The sequence below is a fragment of the Marinobacter albus genome (assembly GCF_030238305.1).
Taxonomy (GTDB): Bacteria; Pseudomonadota; Gammaproteobacteria; order Pseudomonadales; family Oleiphilaceae; genus Marinobacter; species Marinobacter albus.
The window spans coordinates 66768-89157 of sequence record NZ_JASSQD010000004.1 but is presented as its reverse complement, the minus strand read 5'-3'; the positions used below and the strand labels follow the sequence as shown (position 1 = coordinate 89157).

Genomic DNA, 22390 nt, shown 5'->3' with positions numbered 1-22390 from the left:
ATATAGGGTGAGTACTCTAAAACCTGCTGATAGGTTTATGGGTAACTGCGGATTCGGAAGTCATTCCCCGAAACGCCAACCGGAAAAGGAAACATCATGACAGCTCCAGCCGATCTCAAATCTTCTCCCCGCGTAGGGCTTGCCCTCGGCGGTGGTGGGCCTTTGGGCGGGATTTATGAGATTGGTGCCTTGCGAGCGCTGGATGAAGCCCTGGACGGTCTCGATTTCAATGAGATTGATGTCTACGTTGGGGTTAACGGTGGGTCTTTCGTGGCGGCCAATCTGGCCAACCAGATGACCACAGCGCAATTGTGCCGCATTTTCGTTCGCAATGAAGCCGAGGTTCACCCATTCCACCCTGAAGTCTTCTATCGCCCCGCATTTCGAGAGCTGGGCAGTCGGTTGCTGGCGGTCCCGGGTCTGGTTTCAACGGCGGTCCAGCGGTTTGTGAACAACCCTTACGACCAGAGTCTTCTTGAGGCACTGACGATCCTTGCGCAGGCGGCACCGGCGGGCCTGTTCGATAACGAGGGTTTGCACGAGTATCTCAAGCGGGCATTTACCATGCTTGGCCGCACGAACGATTTCCGGCAGTTGAAGCGAAGCCTGTATATCGTTGCGGCGGACGTCGAAAGCACGGAGGCCGTATGCTTTGGTGCGCCCGGTTTTGATCACGTACCGATTTCCAAGGCAATCCAGGCAAGTACTGCGTCTCCCGGCCTGTATGTGCCAGTGGATATCGACGGTCGGTATTATGTCGATGGCACTCTGCGTAAGGGGCTACACGCCTCGGTAGCGTTTGAGGATGGAGCGGACTTGGTGTTTGCGGTTAATCCCCAGGTACCGATTGACGCCAGTGCTGCGGTTCGGGCGGGCACCATGAAACCGGGTGAGCTGACACGCTCTGGCATGCCCAACTTACTGTCCCAGATGTTCCGAACCATGGTTTACTCCCGGATGCAGTCTGGAATTGCGCAATACGCGCGGGACTATCCGGACAAGGATATCCTGCTGTTCGAGCCAACCCGGGATGACGCCAAGCTGTTTTTCTCGAATGTCTTCAGCTTCCAGTCCCGTCGAATGGTGTGTGAGCATGCTTACCAGATGACACGTCGGGACCTGTTGAACCGGGCCGACGAACTGGAGCCAAAGCTGGCGAAGTACGGCATAACGCTTCGCCGGGATCGGCTGGAAGACGAGCAGCGAACCATCAGCACCAGTCTCTACGGGGAGATGCTTCCGCTTTATGTGGCCAAAGGCCGGAAGAAAAAGGCCGAGAAGGGAAAGCTCGCATCGGGCCTGGAAAACGTGACTCACCTGTTCAGCAAGGCCCAGTAAACCCGGAGGCAGGGGGCACGATTGCCGCACCCCCCCCGTTTTGCCGCAGTTACAGAATGTAGCGACTGAGATCCTCGTCTTCGGCCAAGGCTCCCAGCTTTTCGTCCACGTAGTCGGCGGTCACCTCAAAGCCATCATTGACCTGATCGCCCGCGTCGAACGACAGGCTCTCCAGTAACCGTTCAAGCACTGTATGCAGCCGCCGGGCGCCAATATTCTCGGTGGTTTCGTTGACCTTCCACGCCACTTCCGCAATGCGGGTGATGGCGCCTTCGCCAAAGGTCAGTTTTACCCCTTCGGTCGCCATGAGCGCCTCATACTGCTGAACCAGGGATGCGTCTGGCTCGGTAAGTATGCGCTTGAAGTCCTCTGGTGAAAGCGCCTCCAGCTCGACCCGGATCGGCAGCCGGCCCTGAAGCTCCGGAATCAGGTCGGAAGGCTTCGACAGGTGGAACGCACCGGAGGCGATAAACAGAATGTGGTCTGTACGAATCGAGCCGTACTTGGTGCTCACCGTGCTGCCCTCGATCAAAGGGAGCAGGTCCCGTTGGACGCCTTCGCGGGAAACGTCGGATGAGGTGTTTTCGGAGCGTTTGGCGACCTTGTCGATCTCGTCAATGAAAACGATGCCATTCTGCTCTACCACCTGGATGGCCTTCTGCTTTATCTCTTCCTCATTAACCAGTTTGGCCGCTTCCTCGTCTTTAACCCGTTTCAGCGCGTCACTTACCTTCATTTTCCGGGTCTTGCGCTTGTCGGAAGACAGGTTGGAGAACATGCTCTGGAGCTGATTCGTCATTTCCTCCATTCCCGGAGGCGCCATGATCTCGACGCCGGCCCCGCTGCTGCTGAGGTCGATTTCAATTTCCTTGTCGTCCAGCTCGCCCTCGCGCAGTTTTTTGCGAAACAGCTGCCGGGTAGAGGAATCCTCGCTGCGCTGGCTGTCTTGCTGGAAATCTCTCGCCGGAGGCAGAAGGGCGTCCAGAATGCGTTCCTCCGCGGCATCAAGAGCACGGTGCTCATGACGTTTCATTTCCTGCTCGCGCAGCATCTTGATGGCCATGTCGGCCAGGTCCCGGATGATTGACTCCACGTCCCGCCCGACGTAGCCGACTTCGGTGAACTTGGTGGCTTCCACCTTGAGGAACGGGGCGGCGGCCAATTTCGCCAGCCGTCGAGCAATTTCGGTTTTACCGACGCCGGTGGGGCCGATCATCAGGATGTTTTTTGGGGTGATTTCGTCGCGCAGGGTGCTATCCAGCTGCATCCGACGCCAGCGATTTCTCAGGGCGATGGCCACCGCCCGCTTGGCTTCTTCCTGGCCCACGATGTGTTTATTCAGCTCGTGGACAATCTCACGGGGTGTCATTGCAGACATGGTCGCTCCGGGTCACTCGTTGGTAGACAGCACTTCGAGGGTGCGATTGTGGTTGGTGTAGATGCAGATATCAGCTGCGATATCCAACCCTTTTTCCACAACCTCGTGGGCAGAGAGTTCGGTGTTTTCCAGCAGGGCTCGCGCTGACGCCTGGGCAAATGGGCCGCCGGATCCGATGGCTATCAGACCCTCCTCGGGTTCGATGACATCGCCATTGCCGGTAATGATCAAAGATGCGGTTTTATCTGCTACCGCTAGAAGCGCTTCCAGGCGGCGTAGGGCCCGGTCTGTTCGCCAGTCCTTCGCCAGCTCGACTGCCGCCCGGGTCAGGTTACCCTGATGTTTTTCCAACTGGGCCTCAAATCGTTCGAACAGGGTAAACGCGTCGGCAGTGCCGCCGGCGAAACCGGCAATCACCTTGCCATTGTATAAGCGGCGAACCTTTCGGGCATTGCCCTTCATTACCGTATTGCCCAGGGAAACCTGGCCGTCGCCACCCATGGCAACTTCATCATCGCGGCGGACCGAAAGTATGGTAGTCATTTGGGCTCCAATTGCCTGATTGAAATCGGTATTGGGCAGTTATGGAGGCGTGGGAGGAGAATTCAAGTGGAGAGCCTGTCGACAGCGCGAAAAGCTCTCCCCAGGGTTCAGGTTAACCTTCCTTCGGAATTTTCCGGATGAGGGGCTGGATATTGATCGATACCAGCTTGTCGATCGCCGAATTCATCTGGCTCCGTGAGGTGAAAGGGCCCACGTTGACACGGTACCAGATGGATCCGCTGTCCAGGTCAATGCGCTGCACAGTGGCGCGCAGGCCCTGGAAGGCGATCTGGGCTCTTTGGCGCTCGGCGTCGCCCTTGCTTCGGAAGGAGCCGGACTGCACCAGGTAGGTGAAATCCTGCTTCACAGGGCCAGGGGTGTACTCGTCAACCTTGGGCGGCACGACCTCGGATTCCGGGAGCATTTCATAGAAGCGGAAACCGGGCTTTTTTTCCTCGGGTTCGGCGACCGTTTGTGACTGGCTGCTCTCTGTCTTGGTGGCCGGGGCTTGCGTTGCCTGCGGTGCACTGCCGGTTGGCAGGGAGTTCAGGTAGACAATGAAGCCGATGAAGCCGCCAACCGCAGCCAGTGAAAGGATCCATTTCACCGACAGGCCCCCGTGCTGGGATCGTGCGGGTGCCGCCGGCGCAGTCCGCTTCCTTGGGCTGGGCGAAGGCTTGGCGCGCCTTTTCTGTGATGTCGCGGAAGGCGAGGCCGAGCGGTTTTTTCGGGCGTAATCTCGGGACATGGTCGTTACTTACATCTCTTCCGGAGCGCTGACACCCAGCAGATCGAGGCCGTTGGCAATTACCTGGCGAATCGCAAGGTAGAGGCTCACGCGGGCATCGCGAATTGCCGTATCTTCAATGAGTACCTTGTGAGCGTTGTAGTAAGTATGGAACTGGCCCGCCAACTCCCGCAAATAGTGGGTCAAATGATGCGGTTCCCGTTGAGCTGCGGAGTTAGCAATCAGTTCCGGGTACTTGGCGAGTTGATTGGCGAGCTCTTTCTCCTCGTCCAGAGTCAGCAGCGACAGGTCACCCACGCACTGGTTGCGTTCCCGCTCTGCACCTTCCTCCGCGAGTTTTCGCAGAACACTGCAGATGCGAGCATGAGCATACTGGATGTAATACACCGGATTCTCATTGGTCTGGGATCGCGCCAGATCGATATCGAAGGTCAATTGCGAGTCGACGCGACGGGCGGCGAGGAAGAACCGCGTCGCGTCCCGACCAACTTCGTCGATCAGGTCCCGTACGGTGACATAACTGCCGGCCCGCTTGGAAATTTTCACCTCCTGGCCCGATCGGGTCACCATCACCATCTGGTGCAGAACGTAATCGGGCCAGCCCTTCGGAATGCCGGCATTGAGGGCCTGCAGTCCGGCCCTGACCCGGGTAACCGTGGAGTGGTGGTCGGCACCCTGTTCGTTGATGACGGTGGTGAAGCCCCGTTGCCACTTGTTGAGGTGGTAGGCGACATCGGGCAGGAAGTAGGTATAGCCACCGTCCTTCTTGCGCATCACCCGGTCCTTGTCGTCGCCGAATTCGGTGGTCTTCAGCCACATGGCGCCGTCCTGCTCGTAGGTGAAACCGTTATCCCGCAGACGATTGACCGTTGCTTCCACCTTGCCCTCGTCGTACAGGGACGACTCAAGGAAATAAACGTCAAAATGCACGCCAAATGCCTTCAGGTCCAGGTCCTGCTCCCGGCGCAGATAGGCGACGGCGAATTCGCGTATGGCGTCCTGGTCATCCGGATCTGCCTTGGCGGTGACCTCGCGGTCGTCGGCGGTCACGGTCTCGCCGGCCAGGTAGGCCTCTGCCACATCGACGATGTAGTCTCCGCGATAGCCATCCGCGGGCCAGCTGTCATCGTCGGGGGTCAATCCTTTTACCCGGGATTGCACTGACAGCGCCAGGTTGTTGATCTGGGCACCGGCATCGTTGTAGTAGAATTCGCGGGTGACGTTATACCCGTTCGCTTCCAGTAGCCGGCAGAGGCAGTCACCGATTGCGGCGCCGCGACCGTGACCGACGTGCAGGGGGCCGGTCGGGTTCGCAGAGACAAACTCAACCTGCACCTTTTCACCCTGGCCGCTGTTGTTGCGGCCAAACCGGTCGGTTTGCTCGAGGATCGTGTTCACGACCTCGAAAGCACTGGCGGTACTCATGAAGAAATTGATGAATCCGGGGCCGGCAATTTCCACTTTCCGGACAGCTTCGCTCTGCGGTAGTCGATCGATCAGTGCTTCGGCGAGTTTCCGGGGTGGGCAACCAGCAGCCTTTGCTGCTACCAGGGCGATGTTGCAGGCGTAGTCGCCGTGGGATTTGTCCTTGGTGTTGCCCACTTGCGGTGTAAATGCCTCGTCGGCAGGCAGGATGCCCTCGGATTGAAGGGAAGCCAGCGCGGACTGGAGCAGATCGGAAACGGTCTCTTTCATGCTGTCGGATGACTCGGTTTACTGGAGAATTGGAGTTAGGGCAGGGCGCCCGTTGGAAACAGAAGGCGGGTATTATCGCGGAAAGTTGAGCGGCAAGCAAAAAGCCCGGCAGTTGCCGGGCTGGAAGGATATTAATTAGAGTGCCGTAAAGGCCTCCGCGATATCTCCGCCGGGAGGGGTTACAACAACATTGAGTCTTGGTATTCCCTCAGGGCTCGCGTTTGCTTCCGCGAAAACACAGGTGGTAAGTCCTGTTTCGAAGACCAGTGCCGACCCTGTTCCGATGGTTTTGGACGCCTGGCTTTCGTTAATGATTGTGCCATCGGTTGCCGTAAACTCGATGGTTGTGCCAGAGGGAGGCACCACGGATGCGGTTGTACCGCCGTCGCGCACTACCACGGACGTTGTCGCACAGTATTCGTTGCCGGAAGTATTGGCCAGCGATACTGTCACGTTATCGGAGCTGGATTGCACGATAGCTGCGGCCTGCTCAACGGTTGTCGGCTCATAGGTACAGGTGCTCGTCGGCAAGAAACAGTCTGTGCCTGAGGTTACTCGTTCGCCCTGCGTGTAAGCGTAGATTATCGGACGAGCTTCCCGCGTTGCGAGGCTGGACCATGTCACGTTACATTTGCCACCGTCGTCGAGTTCGCAGTCCGGCGTAATCGAGCCGTTGGAGGTGGTGAAGTTAACGATGGTGTTGCCTCGAATCGCATCCCCGTACCGGTCTGCCGCGGAGATAGTTACACCGACTGTCACGCCGTCAATGTTCATGGCATTCGGCAAGAAATTATCAATGCTCAGGGAGAAGTTCGCCTCAGTCGGGATGTAGGAGTTAACCGCGATAGGGGCAGAGGTCGTTGAGATGGTGTCGCCCGAAGAGCTCGTTGTCGTGGCTACGACACGAACAACCGCATTGGTCGTTCCGGCTTCTACGCTCGCCACAACCTGCCCGGCATCGTCTGTTTCGCCGCTTGTTTGGGTAAGTTTCAGATCAGTGTCTGCGGGAAACAGTGAAAAGTTAACGGTAGATCCGGGGATGCCATTTTCGGATTCATCCTCGAGTGTGAAAGTGACTTTAGAGACACTTTTCCGGCCCTCGATCGATTGTCCGTTCGGCGCGATTGAATTGGGTTGCGGCTGGGATGCGACCAGATCAACGGCCTCAGGAGGTGCAATGTTCAGCACCACGCTGGCCTCCGCCCCTGCGACTGTTGCCGTTACCAGATCCTGAGGCGCACAGCCCATTGCCGTGTATGTAGTCCTGGCGAAACCTGAAGACACTGTGACTGGATTGGCGGACAGTGATGCCCTGGCATTGTCCAGGCAGGGGGAGGAGAAAGTAACTTCGATACTTTCTCCGGTAACCAGGCTGTTGGCGTCATTCTGGTCTACTACTGTGACCTCCAGGTAGGCTTTTCCTCCTGATCCCAGATTGACGGTGGACGCCGATACCTGGCCATCCACAAAACCGCTGCCAGAGTTAATGCCAATTGCTATCGATTTAGTTTCCGGGGTGCTCGTAGACCCTTCATCAGTCGTGGCGTCACCCGTTGAGCCCGAACTGTTGCCGGAGCCTGAGTTTGCAAGGGGGGCAGATGCATCATCGCCACCGCAGGCGGCAAGAATCAGTGCCAGCGATATTGCTGACGTACGCGCAAGGAACTTCCCTGACATTTCCAATCTCCATGATTTCCGTTTGGTTTTGCAGTCATCCATAAGTGAATTCCCTGCATGAGAATCACATATATGATCTGTTTACATAAAAGACATGTTCATATGCGAATCAGATATTAGCACAGGCGTTTGATTTGCAAATCCCGGGACGCCCTTGAAGTGTGAAATGGTGTGAAAATTCGGAAAATTGAGAAAAGTTAGCCAGTTTCCTGCGGATCAACGTCAATCATCCATTTCAGGTTACCAGGAAGCTTTCGCTGATCCAGCTGTTCGCATATTCCTTTCAGCAAGAAATTCAGACGCTTCCTGTTGTCAGCATTGAGGACCAGTTGGGAACGATGGCGGTTGGCGCGCCGGGCAATCAGCGCGGGTAACGGGCCCCAGACGTCGATCCCCCGGGCTTGTGTGAGTGGTTTGATGGAGTCGAGCAGGGTAAGGCCTTGCTCCATGGAGTCGGCTTCCGCCCGAAAGATGGCCATGGCGCGGAAAGGCGGGAATTGGCCGGCCTCTCGCTCCGCCAGAAGCTGATCGGCCATGTCCAGGTAGCGTCCATTACACAGAGTGCGAAGCAGGGGGTGGTCGCTGTGGCAGGTCTGAACCAGGACCTTTCCGGGCACCCTACCTCGGCCCGCCCGGCCGCTGACCTGAAGCAGGGTCTGGATAAGCTGCTCAGGCGCCCTGAAGTCGACGCTGAACAGGCCGCCATCAGCGTTGACCACCACAACAAGCGTGACGCCCGGGAAGTCGTGGCCTTTGGCAAGCATCTGGGTGCCAACCAGAACACAGGGCTTGCCGGTGTTTACAGTGTTCAGGATGCCCTGAATGCTGCCCTTGCGCTGGGTGCTGTCGCGATCAACTCGGACGATGGGGGTCTCGGGAAATGTGGTCGCGAGAATGTCCTCGCTTCGCTCAGTCCCCTCGCCAACGGGTTTGAATGCTTCACTGTGACATTCGGGGCAATGGTCAGTGGCGGCCGTCTGGTAATCGCAGTGGTGGCAGCGCATGGCGCGATCCCGTCGGTGGTAGGTAAGCCGGGTGTCGCACCGGGGGCATTCCACCATGTGGCCGCAATCAAAACACATCATCACCGGGGCAAAACCCCGACGATTCACAAACACCAGCGCCTGTTGCCCGTTTTCCAGGGTTTTCCGGATAGCCTCGAGGGCGGGTTTTGAAAAGCCTCCCTCCAGCGGCCGGCTGCGAATGTCGAGCAGACAGATTTCCGGCGGCTGGGCATTTCCGGCTCGTTCTTCCAGTCGAACAAGGCGGTATTTTTGCTGTTTTGCGTTGTAATAAGATTCCAGCGAGGGGGTTGCCGAGCCCAGGATCACCGGGCAACCGTTCAGGTGCGCCCGGTAAACGGCTACGTCCCTGCCAGAGTAACGGAAGCCTTCCCCCTGCTTATAGGAGCTGTCATGTTCCTCATCGACGATAATGGTCTTCAGGCCGGTAAAGGGAAGCAGCACAGCTGAACGGGTCCCGATCAGTACAACCGGTTCGCCGTGTCGGATTTTCAGCCAGGTGGAGAGCCGTTCACCGTCATTGAGTGCCGAGTGCCAGACCACAATGCGGTCGCCGAAATAATGGCGAAAACGAGCAACCGTCTGAGGTGTGAGATTGATCTCCGGCACCAGAACCAGGGCTTGTTGATCCGCCTCCAGGTTCGTTTTCAAGTAATGAAGATAGAGCTCCGTTTTCCCGCTCCCGGTGATGCCATAGAGAAGCGAGGCGCTAAAGCCGTCCCCGGGCGGGGCAAGTTCGCGGGCGGCTTCGACTTGCGCGGCCGACAGTGCCGGCACCCTGCTGTCGATGTCCGCGTCAGTAGTCGCGCTGTAGCTGATGGCGCGGGAATGGGGCTCAATCAGCTTCTTGTCGTGAAGTGCTCTGAGTTGCGCCCGGGTGTATCCTGCCTGGGTGATGTCCCGGTCGGACGCCCCGTTTTCTCTGTCGGTCAGCCAGGCCAGCAGGGCCCTTTGTTTATGGGCGTTGTTCGGGAGTTCTTCTCCGGTGCCGACCGCTGTCCACCACTGTTCCGGTTTTTCTTCGGCGGCTCGTCCCTTCCGTAAGGAGGCGGGTAGAGCGGTAAAGAGGCATTCGCCAAGCGGGTGTTGGTAGTAATTGCTGGCCCAATTCAGCAATTGGAATGTCTCATCAGGGAGCGCCGGCCAAGGTTCAATGGCCGAGGTTACGGGCTTGATGGTGATACCGGCTGGCGGGTTGACGCCGGTTTCAACGACTATGCCGGTTGCCTGCTGGCGTCCGAACGGTATCTGGACTCTTTGCCCTGGAACGAGGTCAAGGCCCTCGGGAATCCGGTAGTCGAACAGCCGCCTTAGCGGGCGATTCAGGGCGATTCGTGCAATGGACGACACAGATTGCTCCAGTGAGAGTCGGGGGTCACGGTATTTGCGTATCCTTTAGGTGCCCAGCTATAGGTGACCCTTGCTGGTGCAGGCGGGGCGGAAATCCCTGCGGTGCTTGCCTGTTATTGCATTTGCAAGTAAGATTCGCGGTCTGTTTCCGGCAGGGCATGATTGTGCCCCGTCTTCTCAATTGATTCAAACATGCGGTGCCTGGCGCCCGGGCAATTGAAGGCCCCGTGATCAGGTGGCGGCATGACCTAACGAGGTTCGCCATGAAAGAAGGTATCCATCCCAAGTACGAAGACGTCACCGCGACCTGCTCTTGCGGCAACGTCATCAAGACCCGTTCCACGATCGGCCATGACCTGCAGCTGGACGTTTGCTCCCAGTGCCACCCATTCTACACGGGTAAGCAGAAGGTTATGGATACCGGTGGTCGTATCGACCGTTTCCAGAAGCGCTTCGGCGGCCGCATTGCTGGCGGCAAGAAAGACTGATCAAGCGACTCTGGTCAGAAAAGCGCCTCCGGGCGCTTTTTTTATGTCTTGATCCTCGCGTGTAGTCAAAAAAGACATACGCAATTTGCACTATTGACTGGTCACAAATTGGCCGGTTGGCACTTGTCGTTTGGGGGCGGTCGCGCCATAATGGCGCGCTCCGCTGAGCAGTGCTTTGCGGTTCATTACCTTTAAACGTGACAAACGGAACAGTGGCAATGTCTCAAGATCTGAAAGAAGCAGCCCTTGAATATCACGCCAAGCCGCGGCCTGGTAAGCTGAGTGTAGAAATCACCAAGCCAACCAAGACCTCCCGCGATCTCTCTTTGGCGTATAGCCCCGGGGTTGCCGAACCGGTCCGCGAGATCGCAAAGGACCCGGAGAACGCATACAAGTACACCGCCAAGGGAAATCTGGTGGCTGTAATCTCTGACGGTTCCGCGATTCTTGGTCTGGGCAACCTGGGTCCGCTGGCAAGTAAGCCGGTTATGGAAGGCAAAGGCGTACTGTTCAAGCGCTTTGCCGGAATTGATGTTTTCGATATCGAAGTCAATTCCGAAAGCCCGCAGGCGTTTATCGAAACGGTCGAGCGTATTGCTGACACCTTCGGTGGTATCAACCTGGAAGACATCAAGGCACCGGAATGCTTTGAGATAGAGCGTGCGCTGATCGAAAAGTGCAGCGTGCCCATTTTCCATGATGACCAGCACGGCACCGCAATCGTAACTGCAGCCGGCATGATCAATGCTCTTGAGCTGCAGGGTAAAAAAATTGAAGAAGCGAAAGTTGTCTGCCTTGGAGCAGGTGCGGCAGCTATCGCTTGCATGAAGCTGCTGATCAGCTGCGGTATTCGCTCTGAAAACATCTTCATGCTCGACCGAAAGGGTGTGATCCACTCTGGTCGTGATGATCTGAACCAGTACAAGGCGATGTTCGCCAATGATACAGACCGCCGCACACTGGACGACGCGATTGATGGCGCGGATGTGTTCCTGGGGCTGTCGGGCCCGGATCTGCTGACTGCGGACCAGCTCAAGTTGATGGCGCCCAACCCCATCGTGTTTGCCTGTTCAAACCCCGATCCGGAGATCAGCCCGGAAGTGGCGCTGGCTACCCGTGATGATCTCATCATGGCGACCGGCCGTTCGGACTACCCAAACCAGGTGAATAACGTTCTGGGCTTCCCGTTCATCTTCCGTGGCGCATTGGATGTTCGTGCTACCGCAATCAACGAAGAGATGAAGGTTGCTGCAGTCAACGCCATTCGCGAACTGGCCAAAGAGCCTGTGCCTCAGGAAATCTGTGAGGCATATGGCGTGGATAGCTTCGAGTTCGGCAAAGAGTACATCATTCCGAAGCCGATGGATGTGCGTCTGCTTGAAGTTGTGCCTGCAGCTGTTGCTCGCGCAGCGGTTGATTCTGGTGTGGCTCGCAACCCGTACCCGGCGCACTACCCGCTGAAGTCCATGGACGACATCATCTGATTCTTCGTTCAGGGAAATAAAAAAACCGGCGGTGATCCCGCCGGTTTTTTTGTGTCTGCCTCTGGTGCCTGTCGGGTTGTTAGGGTCAGAAGATTTGGCGTGAGAGGCCGTCGCCGCTACCGTTGCCGTTGCGTTCGTCCTCGTCCTCTGCGGTGAGCGGGGCGGGGGCGTCCTCTTCCTTGAAGACCTCAAATACGCCGTCCTCGCCAGGCCTGGCGCGCTTGCCAGTTTCCGGATTTATCCGGATGTTCACAATCCCGTTAGGGCGGGGCATCGTGGCTGGTGGGGTTCCCTTCAGCGCGACTTCCATATAGTCAATCCAGATCGGCAGAGCGGTGCTGGCGCCGAATTCTCGTCGTCCCAGCGGGGCTGGCTGATCGAAGCCGACCCACGTCGTCGTGGCGACCTCATGGTTGAAGCCCGCGAACCAGGTATCTTTCTGTTCGTTGGTCGTGCCGGTCTTCCCGGCGATATCCGTGCGCCCGAGGGCGAGCGCTCGTCGTCCCGTGCCCAGCCGAATAACGTCCCGCATCATCGAGTGGAGAATGTACACCGAGCGCTCATCAGCCAGGCGTCGCATCACCCGCACTTCCGGCGCTGACTCACTGGCTGAGGGTACACTTTCCAGTTCAGCCTCCGAGGTGCCAGCGGCTGCCCCCTCAGAATTGGGTGTTGCCGAGGCTGCCAGCTCATCGCAATTTTGGTCACAGAGTATGGTTTCGGGTGCCTGATAAACAGTATCGCCGTTGACGTCCTCGATGCGCTCGATGAGATACGGCTGCACGTCGTAGCCGCCATTTGCGATAACGGCAAGGCCGCGGGCCAGCTCCATCGGGGTCAATTGGCCGCTGCCGAGTGACAGCGAGAGGTTGTCAGGCATGTTGTCGACCGGGATCTTCAGTTGTTTCAGGTAGTCCAGCGTCTTCTGGATACCGACATCCCTGAGGAGTCGGATGGAAACGATGTTCCGCGACCGGTAGAGGGCCTCGCGCAGTCGAGTCGGGCCATAGAATTGGCCGGAGGAATTCTGCGGCCGCCAGGCGGTTTCCAGTTCCGAGTCGTCGAAGACGATCGGCGCATCATTGTAGATGGTCGCCGGTGTCATGCCGTTTTCCAGTGCGTTCAAGTACAGGAACGGCTTGAAGGTCGAGCCCGGCTGCCGTTTCGCCTGGACTGCACGGTTGTATTTGCTTTGCCGGAAGCTGTAGCCGCCGGCAAGCGCCTGTATCGCCCCAGTATCAGCGTCCAGCGAGATGAGCGCGCCTTCCGCACGGGGCACTTGTGCCAGAGCTACAGTCGGGAGTGTTTCTTTCCCTTCGCCGCCCGGTGCTTTCTCATTGATATGGACGTAGACCACATCGCCAACGGCAAGGACGTCCGACGGCTTTTCCGGTTCGGGGCCGCGCAGATCTTCCGTCTTGTAACGCCTTGCCCAGGTCATGGTGTCAAAGGGCATCACTGCATCACCCACACCCCGGGCATGGACTCGCACGCTCAGTGTCTCATCCTTGATGCCGGTTACCAGTGCGGGCGTGAGTGATGCGACTTTGGGGTAATTCAGGACGAGGTCCGACGGGGTGGTCTCCTCCAGGGTTTCCTGATCGATCTGCCCGATCGGTCCCCTGAAGCCGTGTCGGCGGTCGTAGGCTTCCAGGCCTTCCCGGAGTGCGTCAGTGGCAGTCTGCTGTTTGAGACTGTCCACGGTCAGGGTTACCGTGTAGCCGTCAGTGTAGGCGCCATCGCCGAAGCGCTGGACGATGGCGGAGCGCGCCATTTCCGCCACATAGTCGGCATCCACCTCAACATCCGTGGCGTTGTAGCCGGCGGTCAGCGGTGCGGTGACGGCAAGGTCATAGGCGTCGCCGGTGATGAAGTCCAGGTCGCGCATTCGGCCAAGTATCCAGTTTCTCCGGATGAGGGCGCGGTCCGGATTGGCGAGGGGGTTAAATGCAGACGGCGCTTTGGGCAGGCCCGCAAGCATCGCCATTTGGGCCAGTGAAAGCTCGGCAACGGGTTTGTTGTAGTAAACCTGCGCTGCGGCTGCGATCCCATAGGCGCGATTGCCGAGGTAGATCTTATTCAGATACAGCTCCAGGATTCGGTTTTTGTCGAGTTCACGCTCAATCTGAAGAGCGAGAAGTATCTCGTTGAACTTCCGAATAAAGGTCCTGTCGCGTGACAAAAAGTAATTTTTTGCAACCTGCATTGTGATGGTGCTGCCCCCGGACTGGATGGAGCCGGTAGAGACCAGTTCGATTGCAGCCCGCGCCAGGCCTTTGATGTCGACCCCGAAGTGCTCGTAAAACCGCGCATCCTCTGCGGCCAAAAAGGCTTGTAACTGAATTGTTGGGATCTGTTCGATTGTGATCGGTGCCCTTCTCTTTTCACCGAATTCTGCTATTAATCTGCTGTCTTTGCTGTACACCCGGAGCGGCGTCTGCAACTTGATATCTAGCAGTTGCTCCACCGGCGGAAGTCCGGGGCGAAGATAAAGATAGAGTCCTGAGGTGACGATTACAGTGACGCTCAGGCCGGTGAGAAATAACCATGCAAAAAGGCGAGATGTGCGCAACAAATGAGACATTTTTTTCTGACAACTGTTGGATATAGGTCTATCATTTGAGAAATTGCTTTAGGAAGGATGAGTCGCTTCACCGCCGCAATGCCTCTCAATTAAAGAAGAAAGGGCATTGTAGACGGAATTCTGAAGAAATTCTCTTAAATAAAAAACACATAAGTAACTTAACCGGGTGCATCTAACCAGGTATAGGGTGAGCGCGTGTTCGGATTGTTCGGAAAGAAATCCAGTGCAGTGCTGGGCGTGGACGTAAGTTCCAGTTCGGTCAAACTTCTGGAGCTGTCAAAGCAGGGCGACCGCTTCAAGGTCGAGAGCTACGCGGTTGAGCCGTTGCCGGCGAATGCCGTCGTTGAGAAAAACATCACCGATGTCGAAGCCGTTGGCGAGGTGCTCAAGCGCGTCGCCTCGAAGTCGCGTACCGGCGTAAAACAGGTTGCGGTCGCGGTGTCGGGCTCTGCGGTGATTACCAAGACCATCCAGATGGATGGAGGACTCAACGAGTTTGAAATGGAAGATCAGATCGCCCTCGAGGCGGATCAGTACATTCCATATCCGCTCGACGAAGTTGCAATAGACTTTGAGGTCCAGGGGCCGTCGGAAAGTAATCCCGACCAGGTCGATGTTCTGCTGGCAGCGTGCCGGAAGGAAAACGTCGATATTCGCGAAGACGCCCTCGAAATTGCCTCCCTCACCGCCAAGATCGTTGATGTGGAAGCCTACTCTCTTGAGCGTGCCTTCACTCTGATCGAGCCTCAGCTCGATTCCCAAGGTGAGGAGCTGGTGGTGGCCATCGTTGATGTGGGTGCCACCATGACCACGCTCAGCGTACTCGCAGGCGGTAAAACCGTTTACACCCGCGAACAGATCTTCGGAGGCAAACAACTTACCGAGGAAATTCAGCGTCGTTATGGATTGTCGCTGGAGGAGGCGGGACTTGCCAAGAAACAGGGTGGATTGCCTGACGATTACGAGTCCGAGGTGCTCACGCCGTTCCGGGAAGCGGTTGTTCAGCAGGTTGCCCGGGCACTTCAATTCTTCTTTGGTGCCAGTCAGTACAATGCTGTCGACTATGTGGTTCTGGCAGGTGGTACTTCCTCTATTCAGGGGCTGACAGAAATGGTCGAGGAAAAGACAGGAACGCCTACCGTTGTCGCAAACCCGTTTGCAGACATGGCGGTAGGGTCACGGGTAAACGCATCTTCGCTTAGTAATGATGCTCCCTCGCTGATGATTGCCTGTGGTCTGGCAATGAGGAGTTTCGACTGATGGCGAATATTAACCTGAGGCCCTGGCGCGAAGAGCTACGGGCGGAAAAGCAGAAGCAGTTCGTTGTGATGATTCTCGGCGCTGCGATCATAGCCGCAGGCCTCGTGTTTCTATGGAAAACCGATATGGACAGCCGCATTGCCTATCAGCAGTCGCGGAACGCCTACATTGAAACTGCAACAAAGAAGTTGGATGAACAGATTCGGGAAATCGAAAGCCTCAAGCGCAAGCGCGATGAGCTCCTTGCTCGCATGCAGGTGATCCAGGACCTGCAGGGCACGCGCCCGGTGATCGTGCGGGTGTTTGATGAGTTGGTCCGTACGCTGCCTGACGGTCTGTTCTATACAGATCTCAAGAAAACGGAAGATAAGCTCTCAATTGTCGGCATGGCCGAATCCAACAGCAGAATCTCGACGCTCATGCGGCAGTTTGAAGAGTCTGACTGGTTCGCCGATCCGAGTCTTTCCAACGTAGCAGAAGCCGACAATCGTCGTGCCGGATACAGCCAGTTTAACCTGTCGGTGCAGCAGAAAACGCCCGAGCCCGAAGCGGAGGATAAGTAATGAGCCTCGCGGACTCTCTCAAAAGTCTTAACGAATTTGATATCAACGATCTGGATGTCAATAACGCTGGCATATGGCCGGCTCCGGTCAAAGCCATTGTTGTGCTCATTGTTTTTGGTCTGATTGTGGGTGGCGGTTACTGGTTCTTTATCAAGGACCAGTACATCCAGCTTGATCGGGTAGAAAAGACCGAACAGGACCTGCGCAAGAAATACGAGGAGAAGGCGTACCGGGTCGCCAACCTTGAAGTTTTCAAGGCACAGATGGCTGAAATGGAGGAAACCTTCGGCGCTCTGGTACGTCAACTACCTAGTGAAACGGAAGTTCCCGGTTTGCTGGAAGATATCACCAACACCGCTCTGGGAAATGGTTTAGCGTTGCGCGAAGTGAAGCTTCAGTCTGAGCGGCAGCGCGATTTTTATGCCGAACTTCCGATCAATATTAGAGTGTCAGGTACGTATCACGAGCTGGCATCCTTCGTAAGCAGTGTCGCAAGTCTTCCTCGGATTGTTACTCTGCATGATTTAACCATCAAACCATCTGGCGGAGACGGGGAAGAGCTTGATATGCAGGTTCTCGCCCGTACGTACCGCTACCGGGCTGGAGAATGAGCATGGCAAAAACGCATGCGGGAAAAGCCTGGCTGGGTATTTCCTTGGTATCCCTTTTGACGGCTTGCTCCCAAGGCAGCGGCTTTTCGGACCTCGACAAATTCATGGCGGACACGCGGGACAGGCCTCGAGGGCACGTCGAGCCCTTGCCAGAGTTCAAGGCATATGAATCTTTTAGTTACTCAGCTGCCGACCGACGAGCACCTTTCGAGCCGCCTATTGATGTTCAGCTCACCATGGTTGACGAGCAGCCGGTGAGTGATGTGGAGCCAAATCTGGACAGGCCCAGAGAGGTTCTCGAAAACTTTGACCTGAAAGAGCTGGATATGGTGGGAACGCTGCAGGGTACGTCCGGTAACCTGTTTGCGCTGGTCCAGGATGCGGCAGGCGGTATACACCGGGTCCGCACAGGTAATTATATGGGGCAGAATTACGGCCGGATTGTCGGTGTGAATGAAACCCGCATAGAACTGATTGAGATCGTTCCGAATGGCCGGGGTGGATGGGTTGAGCGTCCGCGCTCCCTGACGCTAAACGAAGAAGAAGGCTAAGGAGCGGCAGGATGAAGAATGAAAGAAACATGCACGAACAAAAAAGTTTGGGGTCGAGGCTAGCGATGTTTAAGAAACTCAATGTATACGTCGGCGTGATTGCTTTTGGGTTGTTGTCCGGCCTGGCCAATGCGGTCACGCTGGAAGACGTGTCATTTTCGTCGCTACCGGGAGATCGCCTGGAGGTGACGCTTGCCTTCGACGGTCAACCGCCGGAGCCAACGGGTTATACCATCGAGCGTCCAGCCCGGATTGCCGTCGATCTCCGTGACACGGCCAGCGGTCTTGACAGTCGCAGCATTCCCCTGGGCTCAGGCAACGCTCAGAGCATGACCGTTGTCGAAACCAAGGATCGAACACGCCTGATCTTCAATCTGGTTGAACTTGTTCCCTACGACACGGTTCGCTCGGGGAATTCCCTGGTCATGACCATTGGCGGTGAGGGAAGCGTGCAGCAGACGGTTCAGTCGTCTGGCGCAGCTTCGTCGCAGTCGTCTAGGGCTTCTCGCCCGAACACACTGGCAGGCGTCGACTTTCGTCGTGGCAAGGACGGCGAGGGGCGTGTGGTCGTGGATCTTGGCAGCGAGAGTACCCCCGTTGACCTGTCCGAACTGGGTGGCAAGATCCGCCTGACCATGTCGGGCGTTTCGGTTCCCGAAAATCTTCGCCGTCGTCTCGATGTCACGGATTTTGCGACGCCGGTTAATCGCATCGACACCTACATGCAGGATGGCAACGCCGTTGTCGAGATTCGTCCAGAAGGAAGCTACGACTATATTGCCTATCAGTCGGGCAGTCAGTTTACCGTCAGTGTTGAAAGGTTGACCGAGCAGGAAGCCGAAGCCCGCCGGGAGGAGAAATTCCCGTACACCGGCGACAAGCTCTCTCTTAACTTCCAGGACATTGAGGTCCGCTCCGTGCTGCAGTTGATTGCAGACTTCACCGGCCTGAACCTGGTGGCCAGTGACACAGTGGGCGGAAGCATTACCCTGCGTCTTCAGAATGTTCCATGGGATCAGGCTCTCGACCTGATTCTCAAGACCAAAGGCCTGGACAAGCGCCAGATTGGCAACGTTCTCCTCGTTGCGCCGGCAGACGAAATTGCTGCGCGTGAGAAGCTCGAACTGGAGACCACCAAACAGATCGCAGAACTTGCGCCGGTGCGTCTCGATATCATTCAGGTGAATTACGCCAAGGCGGCGGACGTTGTTGCCTTGATTGAAGCCGATAAAGAGCTGATTTCCGATCGGGGCTTTGTTTCCTCCGATGTTCGTACCAACACCATCAGTGTGCGCGAGACTGCGGAAAAGCTTGAAGAAATCCGTCGTCTTGTTTCGACGTGGGACGTCCCAGTGCGGCAGGTTTCCATCGAGGCTCGCATCGTGCGTGCCCAGACTAACGTTGCAGAAGATCTAGGTATTCGTTGGGGGGGCGCGGCCTATAACGTGAGTGGCGATAATGTGTTTTCGGTCGGCGGCTCTCAAGGGGCTGTTGAAGAAGCCCGCCAGGCTGCTGGTGGTACCAACAACACCATCACCTTCCCGGGTGCCTTGGCGGTTGATCTTGGTGTAACCGGCGACGGCGCATCCTCATTCGCCATCGGTTGGGGCAGCGACGATTTCCTGGTGGATCTCGAGCTGTCTGCCTTGGAGAGCGATGGTCAGGCGGAAGTGGTGTCCCAGCCTCGCGTTGTAACCGCTGATCGTCAGACCGCATCCATCAAGTCTGGTGAAGAGATTCCGTATCAGGAGGCTTCCTCCAGCGGTGCGACCTCCGTATCCTTCAAGGAAGCCGTGCTGTCGCTCGAAGTGACGCCGCAGATCACGCCGGATGACAAGATCATTATGGATCTGGTTGTGAATCAGGATTCTCGTGGTGAAGTGACGGCGGGCATTCCTTCCATAAACACGAACGAAGTGACAACCCAGGTGCTGGTCGGCAATGGCGAGACCGTGGTGCTGGGTGGTATTTTCCAGTCTGAGGTCGCAACCCAGACCACCAAGACCCCGTTCCTTGGTGACATTCCATACCTTGGCCGTCTCTTCAAACGTACAGAGCACATTGATGAGCGAAGTGAGCTGCTGATCTTCATCACTCCAAAGATCATCAAGAACGACCTGATTCAGTAAGTTGAAGGTGAGAAAAAGCCGCCGCGTAAAACCGGCGGCTTTTTTGTGCCAATCCGTTGGTGGGACGGAACCTGAAGTTTATGGAATTTGCAGCGCTGTGATATTCTCACCCGCCTGAACACAATTGAGCGGAAGTTATGTCTTTGCCCAAACGCGTTGTCCTGGTCGGCCCCATGGGTGCCGGAAAGAGTACGATTGGCCGGATGCTTGCCAAAGAACTGGGCTATCGTTTCTTGGACTCTGATCGCATCATTGAGGAGCGCTGCGGAGCAAACATTCCCTGGATTTTTGACGTGGAGGGGGAGGAAGGTTTTCGGCAACGTGAAACTGCGATGTTGGAAGAGCTCGCTTCTGAAGCGAAAACGGTTCTGGCGACCGGCGGTGGGGCCGTGATGCGGCCTGAAAACCGCCAGTTGCTCAAACAGGATGCTGTAGTGGTCTATCTCAAGACCTCGATTGAGCAGCAGGTTGAACGCACCAGAAAGGATCGCAACCGTCCATTGTTGCAGAATGATGATCCCGAGGCGGTCTTGCGCAAACTTTTTTCGATCCGGGATCCTTTGTATTCCCAGTTGGCAGACATCACGATGCACACGGATCGAAAGAGCCCGCGGCTCGTGGTCCGGCAACTCGTCAACAGGATGAAGCCACGGACCCCTCGTCACAAGAGACAAGTACGCAAGGAAGGACGGAATCATGTCTAGAGTATTGCATGAGCTGACCGTGGAGCTCGGTGAACGAAGCTATCCGATAATCATCGGGCAGGGGCTTCTTGGCAGTTATGACCTGTCCTCCTTTGTGTCCGGCTCCCAGGTAATGATCGTCACCAACGAGACGGTGGCGCCGCTCTACCTCGACCGGGCCGTTGGCTGTTTTCCCGGCAAACAGATTGACACCGTCGTTCTGCCCGACGGCGAGAAGTACAAAGACTGGCAGACCCTGAACATGATCTTCGACGGTTTGCTTGAGAGCAGGCATACCCGTAAAACCACCCTTGTCGCGCTCGGTGGGGGCGTGGTCGGAGATATGACCGGTTTTGCGGCGGCCTGCTATCAGAGAGGCGTACACTTTATTCAGATGCCAACGACGCTCTTGTCCCAAGTGGACTCGTCGGTGGGTGGCAAGACCGGGATTAATCACCCGCTCGGGAAAAACATGGTGGGAGCTTTCCATCAGCCTGAGGCTGTCCTGATCGATACAGACAGCCTCTGCACGCTGCCACCAAGGGAGGTATCGGCCGGCCTCGCTGAGGTCATTAAATATGGGTTGATTCGCGACATCCGGTTTCTGGACTGGCTTGAGGCAGAAATGGACAGGCTTGTGGCTCTGGACGCTTCGGCCATTGCTGAGGCCATTTACCGTTCCTGCGCCTGCAAAGCAGAGGTGGTGGCCCGGGATGAGCGCGAAGGCGGACTTCGGGCCATATTGAATCTGGGGCATACTTTTGGCCATGCCATTGAAACCTATGCCGGTTATGGCAACTGGCTCCACGGCGAGGCAGTAGGGACGGGGATGATCATGGCGGCCGACCTGTCGGTTCGGGAAGGTATGATCAGCCGTGAGCAGTGCGACAGGGCCGCGGCCCTGATCCGCCGAGCGGGGCTCCCCGAATTGCCGCCGGCAGGCATGACGCCCGGTGATTTCATGGAACTTATGTCCGTCGACAAGAAAAATGTAGATGGCGAGCTGCGTCTCGTTCTGCTTGATGGCATCGGGCATGCCGTCGTAACCGGCGATGCGGCTGCTGACAATCTTGATGCAACCCTTGCCCGTTTTTGTCGGTCCGGTTAACGACCGATACTCGTCGCTCTGACAAGGTCGGACCTAACAACAGGGAAGCCGTGGTGACTGAAGAGAGCTTGAACAGTCTGGATGCAGGCGGGCTTTTCCCCCGCCTGCAGCAGCGGTACGGATTCCGGGCCAATCCTTTGGAAATGGAGGCGCCCTTTTTTCCGGACGCGATGCGCCACCATGCCCTGGAAACGCTGCGCCACCTATGTGGCTTTGGCGATATGGCGCTGCTGCTGACCGGAGCGCCCGGGTCGGGAAAGACCCGCTTGCTGGCGGAGCTTGTCCGGAGCGAATCAGCCCGTCTTGATTTCCATCGTATTCCCGTCTCTGCACTCACCAGTTCCAAGTCGCTCTCCGCAGTCCTCAAGGCTCTCGCACCGTCATCGTTTCGGGCAGAGCAGAGTCCTCGTGAAGCGGTTTACAGCTTCTTTCACTGGTCAGAGTCCCGGGCCCGAAAAGGCCAGCGCATGGTCTTGCTGATAGACGATGCAGATAGTGCTCCGACGGATTTGCTAAAGCTCATCCTGGCAGGATTTTTGGCGTCGGAGCGAGCGTCCGCGGCGGTGCCGGTGTTGTCCGGGAGTGATGCTCTTGTTGGCCGGCTGGCACTTGATCCGGTATCGGCAAATGTTCACCAGATCCATCTCCGCCCCTTGACGAGGGAGGAGGTGGTGGCCTACTTGGAGCCCAGAGTTCATCTGGCGGGTGGTAACCCCCGTGAGCTGTTGAGTCCGACCAATGTGGCCACGATTCACACCCTGAGTCAGGGCAGTTTTGGCCGACTCAAGCGGATCACGCCCGGGGTTTGGCTGGATATGGTGTCCTCGGTGTCAAAGGCAGGTAACTCGCGGATTCTATCGTTAAAGAGGCTGGGCTTTCCGGTGCTGGCGCTAGCGCTGCTGGCTGGATCCTGGTGGTTTGTCTCCACGCAGTACGACGAATCGGTTTCGGTGGAAGTCTCGAAAGCAGCGCAGCCGGAACCTGTCCGGAAAAGTATAACAGTGGGACCTGAGTCGCCTGTGGTGAATGATCCCGCCGAAACTCGAATGCTTGAGGATGGCTCTGCCGTGGCGGACGTTGTCGGTGATACTTTTTCAGAGCCAGAGCCAGAGCCAGAGCCAGAGCCAGAGCCAGAGCCAGAGCCAGAGCCAGAGCCAGAGCCAGAGCCAGAGCCAGAG

18 protein-coding genes are annotated in these 22390 nt (G+C 56.9%); 11 read left to right on the top strand and 7 right to left on the bottom strand.

The features are described 5' to 3' along the window. Positions 1–96 precede the first annotated feature (96 nt). Positions 97–1338 carry a patatin-like phospholipase family protein gene (locus tag QQF73_RS18150; protein ID WP_219868766.1) on the top strand — a complete coding sequence of 414 codons (1242 nt, stop codon included), beginning with the start codon at positions 97–99 and terminating at the stop codon, positions 1336–1338. Between the two features lie 49 nt (positions 1339–1387). Here the strand turns inward: QQF73_RS18150 and hslU are convergent, their stop codons facing one another. From hslU to QQF73_RS18120, 6 genes are all read right to left on the bottom strand, one after another. Next, positions 1388–2716 (bottom strand): ATP-dependent protease ATPase subunit HslU, encoded by a 1329-nt coding sequence (hslU, locus tag QQF73_RS18145; RefSeq protein WP_285369056.1) that lies wholly within the window; start codon positions 2714–2716, stop codon positions 1388–1390. A 12-nt stretch (positions 2717–2728) separates the two neighbouring features. After that, complete coding sequence (gene hslV, locus QQF73_RS18140) at positions 2729–3259, bottom strand: ATP-dependent protease subunit HslV (RefSeq protein ID WP_219868768.1); 531 nt, start codon at positions 3257–3259, stop codon at positions 2729–2731. A 112-nt stretch (positions 3260–3371) separates the two neighbouring features. Then, positions 3372–4007 (bottom strand): SPOR domain-containing protein, encoded by a 636-nt coding sequence (locus QQF73_RS18135; RefSeq protein ID WP_219868769.1) that lies wholly within the window; start codon positions 4005–4007, stop codon positions 3372–3374. Between the two features lie 9 nt (positions 4008–4016). Beyond that, a complete protein-coding gene (gene argS / locus QQF73_RS18130) occupies positions 4017–5702 on the bottom strand; it encodes an arginine--tRNA ligase (RefSeq protein ID WP_219868770.1) in 1686 nt (561 codons plus the stop codon). 135 nt (positions 5703–5837) lie between these two features. Further along, a complete protein-coding gene (locus QQF73_RS18125; RefSeq protein ID WP_219868771.1) occupies positions 5838–7421 on the bottom strand; it encodes a hypothetical protein in 1584 nt (527 codons plus the stop codon). A gap of 155 nt (positions 7422–7576) precedes the next feature. After that, a complete protein-coding gene (locus tag QQF73_RS18120; RefSeq protein WP_219868772.1) occupies positions 7577–9751 on the bottom strand; it encodes a primosomal protein N' in 2175 nt (724 codons plus the stop codon). 263 nt (positions 9752–10014) lie between these two features. On the opposite strand from QQF73_RS18120, the gene rpmE reads away from it, so the two are divergent. Continuing rightward, positions 10015–10239, top strand: a complete 225-nt coding sequence (gene rpmE / locus QQF73_RS18115; protein ID WP_218637502.1) for a 50S ribosomal protein L31 — start codon at positions 10015–10017, stop codon at positions 10237–10239. A gap of 218 nt (positions 10240–10457) precedes the next feature. Next, positions 10458–11723 (top strand): malic enzyme-like NAD(P)-binding protein, encoded by a 1266-nt coding sequence (locus QQF73_RS18110; protein ID WP_285369055.1) that lies wholly within the window; start codon positions 10458–10460, stop codon positions 11721–11723. A gap of 85 nt (positions 11724–11808) precedes the next feature. Here the strand turns inward: QQF73_RS18110 and QQF73_RS18105 are convergent, their stop codons facing one another. Beyond that, positions 11809–14307 (bottom strand): penicillin-binding protein 1A, encoded by a 2499-nt coding sequence (locus tag QQF73_RS18105; protein WP_285369054.1) that lies wholly within the window; start codon positions 14305–14307, stop codon positions 11809–11811. A 195-nt stretch (positions 14308–14502) separates the two neighbouring features. Here QQF73_RS18105 and QQF73_RS18100 point away from each other — a divergent pair, with 195 nt between their 5' ends. The 8 genes from QQF73_RS18100 to QQF73_RS18065 form a co-directional block, all read left to right on the top strand. Then, a complete protein-coding gene (locus QQF73_RS18100; protein ID WP_219868775.1) occupies positions 14503–15567 on the top strand; it encodes a pilus assembly protein PilM in 1065 nt (354 codons plus the stop codon). Next, positions 15567–16130, top strand: coding sequence for a PilN domain-containing protein (locus QQF73_RS18095; RefSeq protein WP_285369053.1), 564 nt, complete (start codon positions 15567–15569; stop codon positions 16128–16130). The genes QQF73_RS18100 and QQF73_RS18095 overlap by 1 nt, the downstream gene beginning before the upstream one ends. Next, positions 16130–16741 carry a type IV pilus inner membrane component PilO gene (locus QQF73_RS18090; protein WP_219868777.1) on the top strand — a complete coding sequence of 204 codons (612 nt, stop codon included), beginning with the start codon at positions 16130–16132 and terminating at the stop codon, positions 16739–16741. The genes QQF73_RS18095 and QQF73_RS18090 overlap by 1 nt, the downstream gene beginning before the upstream one ends. Before the next feature lie 2 nt (positions 16742–16743). Beyond that, positions 16744–17292 carry a pilus assembly protein PilP gene (locus QQF73_RS18085; RefSeq protein ID WP_219868778.1) on the top strand — a complete coding sequence of 183 codons (549 nt, stop codon included), beginning with the start codon at positions 16744–16746 and terminating at the stop codon, positions 17290–17292. 65 nt (positions 17293–17357) lie between these two features. Beyond that, positions 17358–19421: a type IV pilus secretin PilQ gene (locus QQF73_RS18080; RefSeq protein ID WP_219868779.1), complete on the top strand. Its 2064-nt coding sequence runs from the start codon at positions 17358–17360 to the stop codon at positions 19419–19421. A 137-nt stretch (positions 19422–19558) separates the two neighbouring features. Then, positions 19559–20125 (top strand): shikimate kinase AroK, encoded by a 567-nt coding sequence (gene aroK, locus QQF73_RS18075; RefSeq protein ID WP_219868780.1) that lies wholly within the window; start codon positions 19559–19561, stop codon positions 20123–20125. Continuing rightward, entirely contained in the window at positions 20118–21212 is a 1095-nt protein-coding gene (gene aroB / locus QQF73_RS18070) for a 3-dehydroquinate synthase (RefSeq protein ID WP_219868781.1), read from the top strand. The genes aroK and aroB overlap by 8 nt, the downstream gene beginning before the upstream one ends. A gap of 53 nt (positions 21213–21265) precedes the next feature. Then, positions 21266–22390, top strand: a 1125-nt coding sequence (locus QQF73_RS18065) for an ATP-binding protein (protein ID WP_285369052.1), incomplete at its 3' end; no start/stop codon positions are given.